Origin of the sequence: Caballeronia sp. dw_19 (genome assembly GCF_018449515.1) — a bacterium.
Lineage (GTDB): Bacteria > Pseudomonadota > Gammaproteobacteria > Burkholderiales > Burkholderiaceae > Caballeronia.
In genome coordinates, this window is record NZ_JAAVUQ010000001.1 from 516,947 (window position 1) to 529,656 (window position 12,710).

General features: G+C 59.9%; 16 protein-coding genes and 1 tRNA gene. All 17 read left to right on the forward strand.

What is annotated here, in order from left to right:
• The first annotated feature begins 19 nt into the window (after positions 1-19).
• Positions 20-655: a hypothetical protein gene (locus tag HB376_RS02370; protein WP_213761794.1), complete on the forward strand. Its 636-nt coding sequence runs from the start codon at positions 20-22 to the stop codon at positions 653-655.
• Entirely contained in the window at positions 646-987 is a 342-nt protein-coding gene (locus HB376_RS02375) for a hypothetical protein (protein ID WP_213761795.1), read from the forward strand. Before HB376_RS02370 ends, HB376_RS02375 begins: the two co-directional genes overlap by 10 nt.
• Complete coding sequence (locus HB376_RS02380; protein WP_213761796.1) at positions 984-1,472, forward strand: DUF1643 domain-containing protein; 489 nt, start codon at positions 984-986, stop codon at positions 1,470-1,472. Before HB376_RS02375 ends, HB376_RS02380 begins: the two co-directional genes overlap by 4 nt.
• A 20-nt stretch (positions 1,473-1,492) precedes the next feature.
• A complete protein-coding gene (locus tag HB376_RS02385) occupies positions 1,493-1,942 on the forward strand; it encodes a DUF1364 domain-containing protein (RefSeq protein WP_213761903.1) in 450 nt (149 codons plus the stop codon).
• On the forward strand, positions 1,939-2,415 hold the full coding sequence (locus tag HB376_RS02390) for a hypothetical protein (protein WP_213761797.1): 477 nt from the start codon (positions 1,939-1,941) through the stop codon (positions 2,413-2,415). The genes HB376_RS02385 and HB376_RS02390 overlap by 4 nt, the downstream gene beginning before the upstream one ends.
• A gap of 197 nt (positions 2,416-2,612) precedes the next feature.
• On the forward strand, positions 2,613-2,735 hold the full coding sequence (locus tag HB376_RS40730; RefSeq protein ID WP_255631109.1) for a hypothetical protein: 123 nt from the start codon (positions 2,613-2,615) through the stop codon (positions 2,733-2,735).
• On the forward strand, positions 2,732-3,088 hold the full coding sequence (locus HB376_RS02395; RefSeq protein ID WP_213761798.1) for a phage protein NinX family protein: 357 nt from the start codon (positions 2,732-2,734) through the stop codon (positions 3,086-3,088). The genes HB376_RS40730 and HB376_RS02395 overlap by 4 nt, the downstream gene beginning before the upstream one ends.
• 221 nt (positions 3,089-3,309) lie before the next feature.
• Positions 3,310-4,047: a DNA-binding protein gene (locus HB376_RS02400; RefSeq protein ID WP_213761799.1), complete on the forward strand. Its 738-nt coding sequence runs from the start codon at positions 3,310-3,312 to the stop codon at positions 4,045-4,047.
• 507 nt (positions 4,048-4,554) lie between these two features.
• A complete protein-coding gene (locus tag HB376_RS02405; protein WP_213761800.1) occupies positions 4,555-5,049 on the forward strand; it encodes a helix-turn-helix transcriptional regulator in 495 nt (164 codons plus the stop codon).
• A 16-nt stretch (positions 5,050-5,065) separates the two neighbouring features.
• Positions 5,066-5,419, forward strand: a complete 354-nt coding sequence (locus HB376_RS02410) for a hypothetical protein (protein ID WP_213761801.1) — start codon at positions 5,066-5,068, stop codon at positions 5,417-5,419.
• A gap of 619 nt (positions 5,420-6,038) precedes the next feature.
• Positions 6,039-6,114, forward strand: a tRNA-Met gene (locus tag HB376_RS02415).
• Positions 6,115-6,204: 90 nt separating this feature from the next.
• Positions 6,205-6,897: a phage tail protein gene (locus tag HB376_RS02420; RefSeq protein ID WP_213761802.1), complete on the forward strand. Its 693-nt coding sequence runs from the start codon at positions 6,205-6,207 to the stop codon at positions 6,895-6,897.
• A 248-nt stretch (positions 6,898-7,145) separates the two neighbouring features.
• Positions 7,146-7,835 (forward strand): hypothetical protein, encoded by a 690-nt coding sequence (locus HB376_RS02425; RefSeq protein ID WP_213761803.1) that lies wholly within the window; start codon positions 7,146-7,148, stop codon positions 7,833-7,835.
• 4 nt (positions 7,836-7,839) lie between these two features.
• Positions 7,840-9,981: a terminase gpA endonuclease subunit gene (locus HB376_RS02430; RefSeq protein ID WP_213761804.1), complete on the forward strand. Its 2,142-nt coding sequence runs from the start codon at positions 7,840-7,842 to the stop codon at positions 9,979-9,981.
• A gap of 9 nt (positions 9,982-9,990) precedes the next feature.
• Positions 9,991-10,284 carry a hypothetical protein gene (locus tag HB376_RS02435; RefSeq protein ID WP_213761805.1) on the forward strand — a complete coding sequence of 98 codons (294 nt, stop codon included), beginning with the start codon at positions 9,991-9,993 and terminating at the stop codon, positions 10,282-10,284.
• Entirely contained in the window at positions 10,284-11,003 is a 720-nt protein-coding gene (locus tag HB376_RS02440) for a GIY-YIG nuclease family protein (protein ID WP_213761806.1), read from the forward strand. Before HB376_RS02435 ends, HB376_RS02440 begins: the two co-directional genes overlap by 1 nt.
• On the forward strand, positions 10,996-12,633 hold the full coding sequence (locus HB376_RS02445; RefSeq protein ID WP_346730422.1) for a phage portal protein: 1,638 nt from the start codon (positions 10,996-10,998) through the stop codon (positions 12,631-12,633). Before HB376_RS02440 ends, HB376_RS02445 begins: the two co-directional genes overlap by 8 nt.
• The last annotated feature ends 77 nt before the right edge of the window (positions 12,634-12,710 follow it).

Consider the following 12,710-nt stretch of genomic DNA (forward strand, 5'->3'; position numbering starts at 1 on the left):
GTATCAATCAGGAGCAATCGTGGCAGAACGTCGGGGATGGGTCTCGTGGAGCGATGAGGAGAAGGCACTTGTGGCCGATGTGTGGGCGCGCCCGGAGGGGTTGAAGAAGAGCGTGCATCTTTTCAACGGTCGCACGATCGACGGCATCAAGCACATGGCTCATAAGTTGGGATTGCCGCCGAGATCGACAGGGCCTGCCAACCGTGGCGGCCCGAACGAGGCGCTCGTTTTGCAGTTGCTTGAGCTGCGGCCGATGGACATCACGGAGCTTGCCGTGAAGATCGGCGTATCTGAGCGCGCCGCCCGCTTCCGCGTCAATGATTTGCACGCCGCCGGCAGGATCCACATTACCAGGTGGGAACGCTTCTCGCCGCATGGCGCGCCATCACGCATGTGGGCGCTCGGTCCTGGAGAAGATGCCCCACGACCGAAGCCAATTCCCCGGACGACGCTTCAACGCGAATGGCTCAAACGGATGCGCAGAGAGGATCCGGATAAATATGAGCGCCTCCTGGCGCGCAAGCGCTTGGCGGAACGCGTGCGCACGGGAACTATCGTCAGGCGCGATCCAGCCGCGGCTGCATTGTTCGGCCCGGCCGAGCCGCGTCTGTCACGCCGGTCCCGCAATCAAAACGGTGCTTCGCCATGCGCATGACTTTCACGGTACCGAAAGAGTTCGAGGTCTTCGGGATCCCGCAATGGCTGCGCACGCCCTGTCTCATCGACTGCGACGTCGTAGAGCTGGTGCGCATGGTGTCGCCGCATCGACGTCAGTGGTACTCGCGCCGCCGGCGGATGGAACCGACCGAAGTGACGTACAGCGCGTTCGTGAAGTTGCCACCTTGGGTCACGCCGCCGGAGCGCTGGCCGCGGCTGATGTCTGGCGAGGTGCAGCTCGGCGTGTCGATTGCGCTGAATCGCCGCGTCGAGATTCCTCCATTCCCCAAGGGCGTTGACCGTTTGGTCATTGAGCAGGAAACACCATGAGCGCCGTATTCAGTGCCTGCGGACAATACCGATACATCCTCGAGCGGATCGTGGGGATGACCGGCATCGTCATATTGTTCAGTGGGGTCAACGGAAGCACCGCCGGCGTCGAGGATGAAGATCAAACGTCCCGAAAGTGGATCGGTTTCGCGAAACTCAACGGGGCGCGCGGTTATATCGCGGTCAACCCATTTGGCCACGTTGCTCGGGATGTCCGCGAGCTTGCACGCCAGGCTGACCCGATCGGCCCAGACAACGACATGCACATACGGCGCGCCATTGCGCGCGCTGATCTGCTTGTGCCGTGTTGGGGCAGTCGCTCCAAGGTACCGCCCCGCCTGCGATATCGCTTCGACCAGATGGAACAGATCTTCCGTGAGTCGGGAAAGCCGATGAAGATATTCGGCCTGACCAAATCCGGAGATCCGCTTCATCCGTTGTTCCTCCCATATTCCACGCAACTCGTCGACTGGGCACGTCCATGACGCTCACGCGCAAGACACCGATGAAGCGCTCGGGCTTCGCACGCAAGGTCCCGAATAGTCTCACCTCAAAACCGTTTGCTCTCGCCGGCCGCAAGGTGCAGATGAAGCGCACGGAGATGAAGAAGCGCGCGAAGCGTAAGCCGACGGTCGCTGAAGGGTCCAAATACATCGATGCGTGCCGCGGCGAGGAGTGCTATCTCCGCGTGCCGGGCACGTGCGTCAGTCGCGGCTGGTCGCACGACTCGGTTGTCGATTGCCATTCGAACCAATCAATACACGGCAAGGCCGGAGGCCTGAAGGCGAAGCATGAATTCACCGTGCCTGGCTGCGGCCCGTGTCATTACTGGCTCGACTTCGGCAAAGCGACTTGGGAAGAAAAGGTCTTGGTCTTCGACACCGCTCTCGGTCTGTGGGTGCCAGTGCGCGCCCGAAAGATGGGATTGGACCAACCACAATCGGAGTCGGCGTGATTAAGCGAAAGCAACTCTTCAGGCATCGACCTGCCGATGGAGTCATCGGAGATTGTCACCGAACCGCAATTGCGTGCCTTCTCGACCTTGAGCCGGAAGAGGTGCCGCACTACGGCGAGATCTATTTCGACGACGCCGCACGGTTCAACCAGGCGTTCGAGGACTGGCTGGCCGCACGCGGCCTCAGGACCGTGGTCGTCGCGTACCAAGGCTGCCCGCTCGAGGATCTGCTGGCATCGATCGGCGCGCAGAACAAAGGGGCCTATTACATGCTGGGCGGCACAAGCAGGACGGGCGTGAACCATACGGTGGTGTGCTGCGGCACCGACGTGGCTCACGATCCTTCGATTGATAACGCAGGAATCACGGGCCCGTGCGACGACGGTTACTGGTGGGTCACCTTCCTCGTGCCGTCGTTCATGTATGCCAAGCCGTCACTCAGTGCCGAAGTACACGAAACGGAGGGAGTGTGAACTGCAAACCCGAAATTCTCGCGTTTATCGTCGTCCCGTCGGACTGGCCTTGTAAGACGCTCGATAACAGGGTTGTCGAGGTAGTCCGCTTCGTCCCACCCCGCGGCCCGGCGCCGAGATGGGACCAGCGGCCGACGTGGTGGTGCAAGTTCCCGAGACCATGGTTTCACAACGGGAAGCCCATGCACGAGTGCGGTTTGCTTGACTCCTGGCTGCGCCCGATCAGCGGCGTGCCGCTCGATAACGAAGCCCCGATCAAAACCGACATCGCCCAAGCGCTTCGCCTCGGGCTCGGCATTGAATCGCGGTGGTCCGCATGAGGGTCGATAACCTTCACGGGGCGCAATTGGATTATTTCGTCGCGCTCGCCGAGGGCCTGGACGCAACCCTGATCCACGCGAATGGGATGGATTACTGCCGCATCGACGTTCAGCACCAGGGCGAGTCGGTCTACGTGCCTACGCATAACTGGACATTGCTGGGTGAAATCCTGAAGCGCCAGCGGTATCTGTTGTACCCGCGCGCCGCCGAGCCGGGCTCGCAGGAAGTAGTCTGGCTTGCCGAGGCGCAACTGAATTCGAGTTTTAACGGGATGTATGCCGACGCATCGCCGGAGCTCGCAATCTGCAGGTTGCGTGTGGCCGAAGCCTTTGGCGAAGAGGTGTCCGTGTGATCACCGGCCGATGAAGAAAAAGCGGATTTCTGATGTCGGGCGCGCGCTCGAGTGGTGGGAGTACGGCAATCCGGAGGATGTGCTCGAGCGCCGGCAGAGCGAACGATGCGTCGGGTGTGCGCACGCGATCGAGAGGCCAGATCCATTCGGCGGCGCGAGAATGGTTTGCAGGAAAGGGAAGAAGTACGGAACGCGATGCGCGAAATTCAAGGAAAAGAAAGATGACTGAGCCCACAACAATACTGTTTCGAACACCGCAGGCCGCGCTCGTGTTCGCGTTCAACTATTCGATGCAACAGCAGGGACGACCGCTCGCTGACCGCATGGCCTCGCCGGCGGCGCGCACCGGCAAGGGCCTCTCTGGTGTCGACGGCGCAGGGCAGGCCGGGATGATCCGCCGCCTACTCGGTGGGTATAGCGAGAACGAGCCGGACGCGCCGCGCACGCTCGAAGAGCACCAGCAGCTCGCGATCAAAGCAGAGGCGAACCGCTTGGATCTGATCAAGTGGGAGATGGAGCAACTGTCGAATGTCGAGCGCGCCGCCCTAGTCGCGCGCTTCGCCCCACATTCCATGCCTTGCAGCTGCGCGCGCCGGTGCTGCTGCGGATACACATTAAACCCTGAGTGGGATGACGCGATCCGCGTGCTTGAGCAGGCCGCTATCCCTGTGCTGACTGGCCACTTCTCGCACTACCTGCTCCGCCGCAAGATCGTCGAGAAGATTTTCGGCGAGAAGGTGGTGCTCGAGCGCATCGCCGAGAAATGCGGGGCGAGCAAGAACACGGCAACGGCCCACCACAAGGCTATCAAGATCTGGATCTCGGGGCAGAAAGCGCAGCACGCCAAGGGAGACAGGGAACCAACCCCAGCGATCGACGGCATCGAATCATCCGCTCGCAAGAAGATCGACACCGCCTTAACTACGTTAGGATTCGTGGGCGATCCGGAATCAACATGAGGGCTGACACCGTGACGGACAATGTTGGAAGTGCACTGTGACACTCCGCTGGGGTGCGGGCAGCTGTTACGCCTGAAATGTACGAAGCCGCACTAAAGTTCGGCCGTCGAATGCCGTATAACAATAAAGTGATAACATACATGTTCAGTCTTTTCGATTACGTCGATGCGCATGGCGCGAATTGCTTCTATGAATGGTGGCGGGGCCTCCAAAAGAAAGAGCAGGGGAAGCTTCGTGCGCGGATGAATATGCTGCGAGATTACGGAGAGGATCTCCGGCCCCAGATATTGTCCGATACAGATGTGCCGGGGATTTTGAAGATTCGGGTCCCCGGAAACGTAGCACTGAGGCCGTTGCTTTGTAAGGGACCGCACAACAACGATAGCGAGTTCACAATGCTTATGGGTGCGACGGAGCGCGACTTTGTTCTGGTGCCATCAAATGCAGTGGAAACTGCCAACGGTCGAAAAACTGTAGTTGCAAATAATATAAACCGGAGAATCAAGCATGTTTCGATTACCTGAGAAGGACCTGCTCGACGCGCTTGCCGATCATGAATTCGGCCATGCGTATTTGGAGGAACAAGCAAACCTGCGCATTGCGGCGCAGGTCCGAGCTCTGCGACTCGCGAGAAACTGGACTCAGGAGCAGCTCGCCGAGAATTCTGGAATGAAGCAGGCCCGAGTGTCCAAAATCGAAAGCGCCGACTTCGAATCAGTCACGCTGACGACTCTTCGAAAGCTGTCGGAGGCGTTTGATGTTCATCTCAAGGTGGAATTTGCCGATGTCGCATCGGCGTTGCTCGACTTGTCCAACCTTTCCAAGTCCCGACTGGAGGTTAGCAAGCGCGAAGACAGCTTGAACGCGCTGAGCCGTATGCTTGAAAACAACGAAATATTCGTAGGGGCTGCCTCCACCGGGCCCGTATTTGCGCCGCCTCACCCAGGTGCAAGCGGTTTCGCAACTTTTGCCTCAGACGAAAGCTTCGCACTTGCTGCCTAAATGCCGGGAGAAGATCATGGAAAAAGTTATTAGCGTCCGCACCCCGGAGCAATCCTTCGACCTCACTGTGGCAGAATCCCTGCCCCATTTTTACGTTGATGGCTTTTCAAGCATGAATGTTGGCGTTCCGCTTACTCGCATCATTGCGCACTTGGCTCAGCCGCCGATATTCGGAGAGCTGCCGCCCGTCCCCGGAGACCCCGAGCGCCGCAAGGCCGTCGTCGAACTCTCCGTTCCGACGCTCCAACTGTTCGATTTCGCGCTAAAAGTGATGCAGGCGGCGCGAGTGAACAAAGAGACATTGATAGGTGGTGCGTCGAAGCGGGACGAGCTGGTGAAGGAGTTTTTTGAAAAGCTTCTGAAAGAGTAACTCCGTCTAAAATTCAACCGGCGGTAACACCTCTATCACCAACTCGTTTGAGCGCTGCGAAAGTTGTGACCATCGCAGGTGCTCGGAGTGCGCCTGGAAAGACCAGAATTCACCGTCGCAAATCGGAAGGAAGCCTCATAACGCGGATGCCGCCGGTGCGGCGACGCGTAGCCAGATTTCCGGAGTTTTCAAGATTTTTTGACATTTGGGATTTCTTCTCCCAATATAGCGACCAATCTGACACTGTGTATAGGTGTCTCCAAAGCCCCGACGGACATTCCGAGCGGGGCTTTTTGCTTTCCGGCCCATGCTTGATGCCCTCGCCATAGAGTACTCCCGGCCGGCATCAAGCACTCTCACGTATGGCGATTGGGTATGGCCCATGAGTCGGTTGTCAGACTCTCAAGCCCCAAGTCTAGCGAGGCTAAACAGTCGCCAGTCGTGAGAGTTAAATGCGCAGGCTGATGCGCGAGTAATCCAATAGCTGGCAGAGCATAAAAGTCGCCCGGTTCTCCGGGAGGTTGCCGTGGCTCGCGGCAGCCATCCGCCCCTGGACTCGTGGAAGCCTGGACAAATGCTAGGCCGGGCTCAGCTCCGGCACTCTCTTGATTTCCACTGTTGCGGGATAGAGCAGTTGGCAGCTCGTCAGGCTCATAACCTGAAGGTCGTTGGTTCGAGTCCAACTCCCGCAACCACCGTGTCCCCTTCAGCGAACCCTTCGCTGGATTCGCTCGCTCGGTTTCGGCCGTCGCGAGCCTTTTTATTCCCGTTGATCGAGGCTGACCATGATCGGCATCTCGGTTAAGTCGGACTTCAAGAAGCTGACGCGATCTCTCAGCGCACTCGTTACCAAGCAGGTGCCATTCGCCAAAGCGCAGGCGATCAACGCGACAGCGAAGCGCGTCCAGGTGGCTGAAACCGAGAACATCCGGAAGACGTTCACGAGCCCTACCCCGTTCACGCAGAACTCTGTTGCAGTGAAGCGTGCGACGAAGGCGAACCCCACGGCGATCGTCTATGTGCGCGACATCGCAGCGAAGTACTTGCAGCCGTACGAGACTGGTGGCGTTCACGTGCTGCCCGGGCGCGCCCTGCTGAATCCGAAGAACATCGCGTTGAACGCATACGGTCAACTGCCGCGCGGCGTTGTAGACAAACTCAAGGGCCGGCCTGACATCTTCATCGGCGCCGTGCGCTTGAAGAGCGGCGAGACCATCAACGGTATCTGGCAGCGCCCGACAGATACGAAGCGCGTAACGCTGTTGAATGAGCGTGGCAAGCGCTTGGGCAAACTGAATCGTTTGAAACGAACTGAGGACAATCCCCGCGGCAAGCTGAAGTTGTTGATTCGCTTCGGCGATGCGATTCCCGTTCGAAAGCAGTTGAACTATGGCAAGCACGCACGCGTGATCGTCGATCGATATCTCGCGCAGGACTTCGAAGCCGCGCTCAAGAAAGCGATGGCGACCGCGAAGTGAGGTAGGCAACCCAAGCCGCTAGCCACTGGCGCGACGGCGTGGCGACCCCATGCGCGACCTCCGCGCAACCTCCGCCGGGAGAGCCCTGCCCTGCCCTGCCCCGCCCACCCCCCGGGGGGTCCATGGGTCCCTCCTGGGGTCTCCCCATTACACGGGCAGTGCGCGCGCCCGGTCTACCCGTTCTTTTGATTTAAAAAAACGCGTTACACGTTACACGGTCGCAACGTGCAATCGCGACGGAAATCCTTATGGCTGCTGGCGAGCACGGCGTAACGCAGGCGACGCGCAGCGCCAAATCGAAAACGGCCCGCGTTACACCGCCGCCCGTTACACCCGTCGTCGTTGGCAAGGCCGGATTGTGCGAGGCAATCGGCTGGACGCGACCGCGGCTTGATCGACGCCTCGACGGCGACGCAGCGTTTCCGGTGGTGAAGCGCGGGACACGCGCCGGCGGATGGGAATTCGATGTTGCCGACGTCCAGGCATATCTGACCGGCACGCGTCGACAGCCGGCGGCGCGAGCGGCAGAGAAACCGGCGCCTAAGGTTGCTGCTGAGAAACAAGCCGGCGCGCGGATCGATGCGCGTGCCAACGAAGGCAACCCTTACCCAGGTGCGAGATACAGCGTCGTGCCGCCGGCGGGAGTGGAGCCGGTTGCTCATGCAGGCGAGCAGTCAGCTCGGCAACGCCGTGATGCTGTTCAGGCAGAGATTCTTGAGGACCAGTTGCGCCGCAATCGTGGCGAGCTGGTTCAGGTTGAGTTGATGCGCCAAGTGCTCAGCACGATGCTGGCGCATCTCGGCAAGGGCCTCGACCGACTCTCCGATCAGATCGTCGAGAAGCTCGGGCTTCCGGAGGAATACGCCTCCGATATCCGGACGGTGACAGACGAGCTGCGGCGAACCATGGCCGACGAGCTCAAAGTGCTTTTGGGCTGACGCGATGTTTGAAACCGAATACGCAGATCCGTACCAAGTGGTGCGTGAGGCGCTGTCGAACCTCGTTCCCCCGGAACGCCAGACCGTTGCTGAGTACGCGGTGCTGCACCGGAAGCTGTCGAACCAGGGCGGCGGATACGTCGGACGCTGGCATCACGACAAGGCGCCGTACCTCGTGGCACCGATGGATACGTTGAGCCGCCTTGATTACCTCACGACTGTTGTTGTGGGTCCCGGCCAAAGCGGCAAAACGGAAATAGCTCAATGCTGGCTGTTGAAGTCAGTCGCGAATGATCCGGGCGACCTACTTTGGTACATGCAGACGGATCCGGGTCTCGAATCGTACGTAAAGAGCCGTATCAATCCTATGATCGACTCGCATCCCGAGATGGCGATGCGGCTCGGTTCGCGACCGATCGATGATTCGCTGCACTTCAAGCGCTTCGATGGCATGCACGTGGAGTTCCTGTCCGCGTCGGCGAACAATCTCATCAACAAGTCGGCGCCGCGGATCGTGGCCGACGAGGTTGACGCGTACGACCAGGCGCTCGGCGATGTGAAGGCCGTGCTCGACGTTCGCCGGCAGACATTCGGGCGCCAGTCGATGTTGTTGGCCTTGAGCCACCCCGACTTGGCGCGCGGCCTGAGGCCGGATCGCGACTGGTCGTCCGGGATCATGTCCATGTATGGCGACAGCGATCGCCGCGTCTGGTATTGGCCGTGCCCGCATTGCGGCGCCTGGTCGAGCCCGGCCCCGATCGCGAAGCGTTACATGGTCCTGCATTACGACGACAAGCAAACGCTTGACGAAATCGAGCGCAATGCGCGTTTGATCTGCCCGGTGAACGGGTGCCTCATCGAAGACCGGTCGCGGCGCGCAATGAACGCGGCCGCCTACCGATCGCCGTTTGGCGGCTGGATCGGAGACGGGCAGGAGATCTCGCAGGAAGGTGTTGTGACCGGTGACCTGGTCGCGCGCAAGAGTGCCGGCTTCTGGATAGTCGGCGTGATGTCGCCTTTTATCCTCGGTGGTATCGGGGCTCTCGCGCGGGCAAAAGCAAAAGCCGAGCGCGAGCTCGAGGTCGACGGCGACGACACAGCCCTCCGTCAGGTTACGGTCAAGCAGTTCGGCTTTCCGTACGCTGCGAGTCGCGTTGTCGGTACCGTCGACGCGAATGACCTGGCCGATCGCGCCGAGCGAGAGTTAGCGCTCCAGGTCGTTCCGCGCGGCGCTCGATTCATGACCGCCCAGGCTGACTGCCAGATCGCGCATTTTGATTGGTTGGTGCGGGCATACGGTCAGCACGGCGAAAGCTGGGTCGTCGACCGCGGGCGCCTCCCAGCAGATCCAGCCACCTCACCAGATGACTGGGACAAGCTTCTCGCCGATGTTTTCCAGCGCACATATCCGTTGGGTGACGGCTCGGGCCGTCGAATGTCCATTCGCGCTTCGGGCTACGACTCGGGCGGCCAGCCAGGTGTAGCGCAGCAAGCATATGCGGCGTGGACACGTTGGCGCCGGATTCGCGCTACGAGACGCTTCGGCACCATTGGCGGCCGCGATGTCTGGTCGATCATTCCGTGCAAGGGCGCGAGCACGCTCAATGCGCCGCGGTTGAATGTCGTTTATCCGGACACAAACCGGAAGGCAAACAAGGCGGCCGCCGCCGGCAACGTGCCCGTCGCGATGTTCAATCCGAATTCGTTTAAGGACGATTTGATCGGGCAGCTTCGCGTCGGCGAGCCAGGGCCGCTGTATGTGCACTTTCCCTATGCGTTGCGATCGACGGAACAGCCGCACGTCTGGTTCGAGCAGTTGACGGCCGAGCAAAAGTTAGCGAATGGCCGCTGGGAAAAAATCAATAAGAGCGGCCGCAACGAGGCGCTCGATTTGATGGTGCTGTCACATGTGCTGGCGCATCTACACGGGCTGTCGCGAATCAACTGGGAGAAACCTCCTGGCTGGGCGGCGCCCTGGGACACGAACACCTCGATTCGCGCAGCAGATCCTTCCGAAGTGGTGACCGAACCCACTGTTGCGGGAGCACCGCCCGTCGTTACGGCGCCAGCGCCGGCCCCGGTCGCGTCAGGGCCGTCCGTCAAGACACAGAGCACCAAAAAGTCAATCGCGAGCCGGTTGCCATAGGAGATTCACGTGGCTTTCCATAATCCCCATAACCCCAACGGCGTCACCTATCAGGGGATTCCTGACGCGACCATCCAGCAATGGTATTCGCAAGTGCTCCTGGCAGAAGTTCAGGTCGCATCTGGTGGTAAAGGCGAGGCATTCAGCTACGCGCAAGGCGAAGGAAGTCGCTCCGTTACGTACACCAGAGCAAATTTCGACGCTCTGATCCGCATGAAAATTGTTTTGAGAGCCGAGCTGGTTGCGCGCGGTCTGCTTACGCATGGCCGTCGCGCACGCCGGTCGATCGGCTTCTCATATTGATGGACCGAAAAACGTTCATCTATCTCCTGCGTGATCCGCTCACGCAGGACGTCCGGTATGTCGGCAAGACGGTCAAGACTCTTAGAAAGCGCCTGTGCGGCCATATCAGCCAAGCCAGAGGTGGCAAATCAGATACCTACCGAGATAGGTGGATCCGCGGGTTGGGCGAAAAAGGCTTCATTCCCCTCATTGAACAGATCGAGGTATGCGGTGACAACTGGGCTGCTCGCGAGCGCCATTGGATCGCGGAGTTCCGGAGTGCCGGTGCGCGCCTGACAAACCATACCGACGGCGGAGAAGGAACGCTCGGTATCAGATTTTCCCCAGAACGTCGAAAAGCTTGCTCTGAAAGAGTGTCGAGACAGCTGGCCGATCCGAAGGTGCTGGCGGAACGAACGAAGCGTTTGATCGAAAACGCTTCAGATCCGGTGTTTCGTCAAAGACGTTCAGTGCAGCACACCGAATGGATGATGCAACCCGATCGCCGCACAGCTTATTCGGAATGTATGCGGAAGCAAATGCAGGATCCCGAGAGACGTCGCCGCGCCTCGGACCATGCGAAGGCACTTATGAATGACCCCGTCCGGCGTGCTATTCGCGACGCGAAGGTGGCTGTGTTCTGGACACCAGAACGTCGGGCTGCGCAGGCAGATCGCGCGCGCCAACAGGCAATCCAACGGCGAGAACGCCAAGCAGCTGAGGCAATGAACCGTGACTGAAAGCGCCGTGCAAATCCTTGATTCGGCAGGTAAGCCGTTCAAGAGTCGCGGAGGTCGCGCGTCCATGCTCGTCGGCGGTTCGCGCACGCCCTATGATGCGGCCGACATATTCGGCCCACATATGGGCGACTGGCAGCCATATCTATGGTCCCCCGACGGCGAATTAAATATTTATCGCGATCGCATCGTGTCCCGCGTCCGGGACGTGGTGCGCAACGATGGCTGGGCTTCGGCTGCGGTAACGCGCACGATCGACAATGTGATCGGTGCCGACTTCCGTCCGATTTCCAAACCGGACTATCTCGCGTTGCAGTCGATGACCGGGATCAAGGAATTCGATCACGTTTGGGCCGATGAGTTTGGCCAGGCTGTCGAAGCGAACTATCGGAGCTGGGCCCATGACCCGGGCCGCTATTGCGATACACAGCGCAATCTGACGATGCCGCAGTTGATGGCCCTCGCGTTTCGGCATAAGTGCGTCGACGGCGATGCGCTCGGCATGCTGCACTGGCGTCCTCAGCGTATCGGCATCGGCCGCGCTCGCTATGCAACCGCTGTTCAGGTGATTGATCCTGATCGATTGTCGAATCCTCAACTGAACTTCGACCAACAGACGATGCGCGGCGGTGTCGAGGTCGATGAAGACGGGGCCGCAGTCGCGTACTGGATTCGCCGCGCACACCAGGGCGACTGGTTCAGCGCAGAGAAGAGCTTGCATTGGGATCGGATTCCTCGCGAGACCGACTGGGGTCGGCCGATCATCATTCACGACTTCGACCACGACCGTGCCGCGCAACATCGCGGCGGAGCCGGCATGCTCGCGCCGGTTCTGCAGCGCCTGAAGATGCTGATCAAGTACGACGGCACCGAGCTCGACGCGGCAATCATCAATGCGATTTTCGGCGCGTACATCGAAAGCCCGTTCGACGATGAGTTCGCATCTGAAGCGCTCGAAGATAGCGATCGGCTGAAGACGTACAGCGACCACCGCGCCGAGTTCCATGCCGACCGGAAGATGAGGATCGGCGACGCCCGGATCTCTCATTTGTTTCCTGGCGAGAAGATCGGCACCGTCTCGGCTTCCCGTCCGACCAGCAATTTCGCGGATTTCGAAAATGCGATGCTGCGCAACGTCGCGGCCGGTACCGGCACGTCGGCGCAGATGATCAGCCAGAACTGGTCGGACGTGAACTACAGCTCATACCGCGCGGCGATGCTCGAGGTATGGAAGACGTTTCACCGTAAGCGGACGAACTTTGCCTCCGGGTACGGTCATCCGATCTATTGCGGCTTCCTGGAAGAGTCGATGGAAGTCGATGACCTTCCGCTGCCCACTGGCGCGCCTCCGTTCATCGAATGTCGCGTGGCTTACTCGCGAGCGAAATGGATGGGGCCGGGACGTGGATACGTCGATCCGCAGAAAGAGAAAGCTGGGGCAATTCTCGGTATGGATGCCGGCCTGTCAACACTCGAGGACGAATGTGCGGAACTGGGTGGTTCCGACTGGCGCGAGAAGGTCGGTCAACGCGCCGTCGAGCGCGCGAAATTTCAAGAACTTGGCCTTCCCGTTCCGCAATGGAACAACGGGCAATCCGCCACTGAATCTGTAACGACACCGGAGGCCCAATGAGCCACATCCTTCCGCGGCTCGCGCAGAAGATCTTCAATACGCCGCTCGCCATACATCCAAAAAAGGCCGAGATCGTT

What these genes read in the sequence shown, in the direction of transcription:
- HB376_RS02375 (WP_213761795.1), top strand. Translation starts at nt 646, where the DNA reads ATGCGCATGACTTTCACGGTACCGAAAGAGTTCGAGGTCTTCGGGATC.
- HB376_RS02380 (WP_213761796.1), top strand. Translation starts at nt 984, where the DNA reads ATGAGCGCCGTATTCAGTGCCTGCGGACAATACCGATACATCCTCGAG.
- HB376_RS02385 (WP_213761903.1), top strand. Translation starts at nt 1,493, where the DNA reads ATGAAGCGCTCGGGCTTCGCACGCAAGGTCCCGAATAGTCTCACCTCA.
- HB376_RS02395 (WP_213761798.1), top strand. Translation starts at nt 2,732, where the DNA reads ATGAGGGTCGATAACCTTCACGGGGCGCAATTGGATTATTTCGTCGCG.
- HB376_RS02400 (WP_213761799.1), top strand. Translation starts at nt 3,310, where the DNA reads ATGACTGAGCCCACAACAATACTGTTTCGAACACCGCAGGCCGCGCTC.
- HB376_RS02405 (WP_213761800.1), top strand. Translation starts at nt 4,555, where the DNA reads ATGTTTCGATTACCTGAGAAGGACCTGCTCGACGCGCTTGCCGATCAT.
- HB376_RS02410 (WP_213761801.1), top strand. Translation starts at nt 5,066, where the DNA reads ATGGAAAAAGTTATTAGCGTCCGCACCCCGGAGCAATCCTTCGACCTC.
- HB376_RS02420 (WP_213761802.1), top strand. Translation starts at nt 6,205, where the DNA reads ATGATCGGCATCTCGGTTAAGTCGGACTTCAAGAAGCTGACGCGATCT.
- HB376_RS02425 (WP_213761803.1), top strand. Translation starts at nt 7,146, where the DNA reads ATGGCTGCTGGCGAGCACGGCGTAACGCAGGCGACGCGCAGCGCCAAA.
- HB376_RS02430 (WP_213761804.1), top strand. Translation starts at nt 7,840, where the DNA reads ATGTTTGAAACCGAATACGCAGATCCGTACCAAGTGGTGCGTGAGGCG.
- HB376_RS02440 (WP_213761806.1), top strand. Translation starts at nt 10,284, where the DNA reads ATGGACCGAAAAACGTTCATCTATCTCCTGCGTGATCCGCTCACGCAG.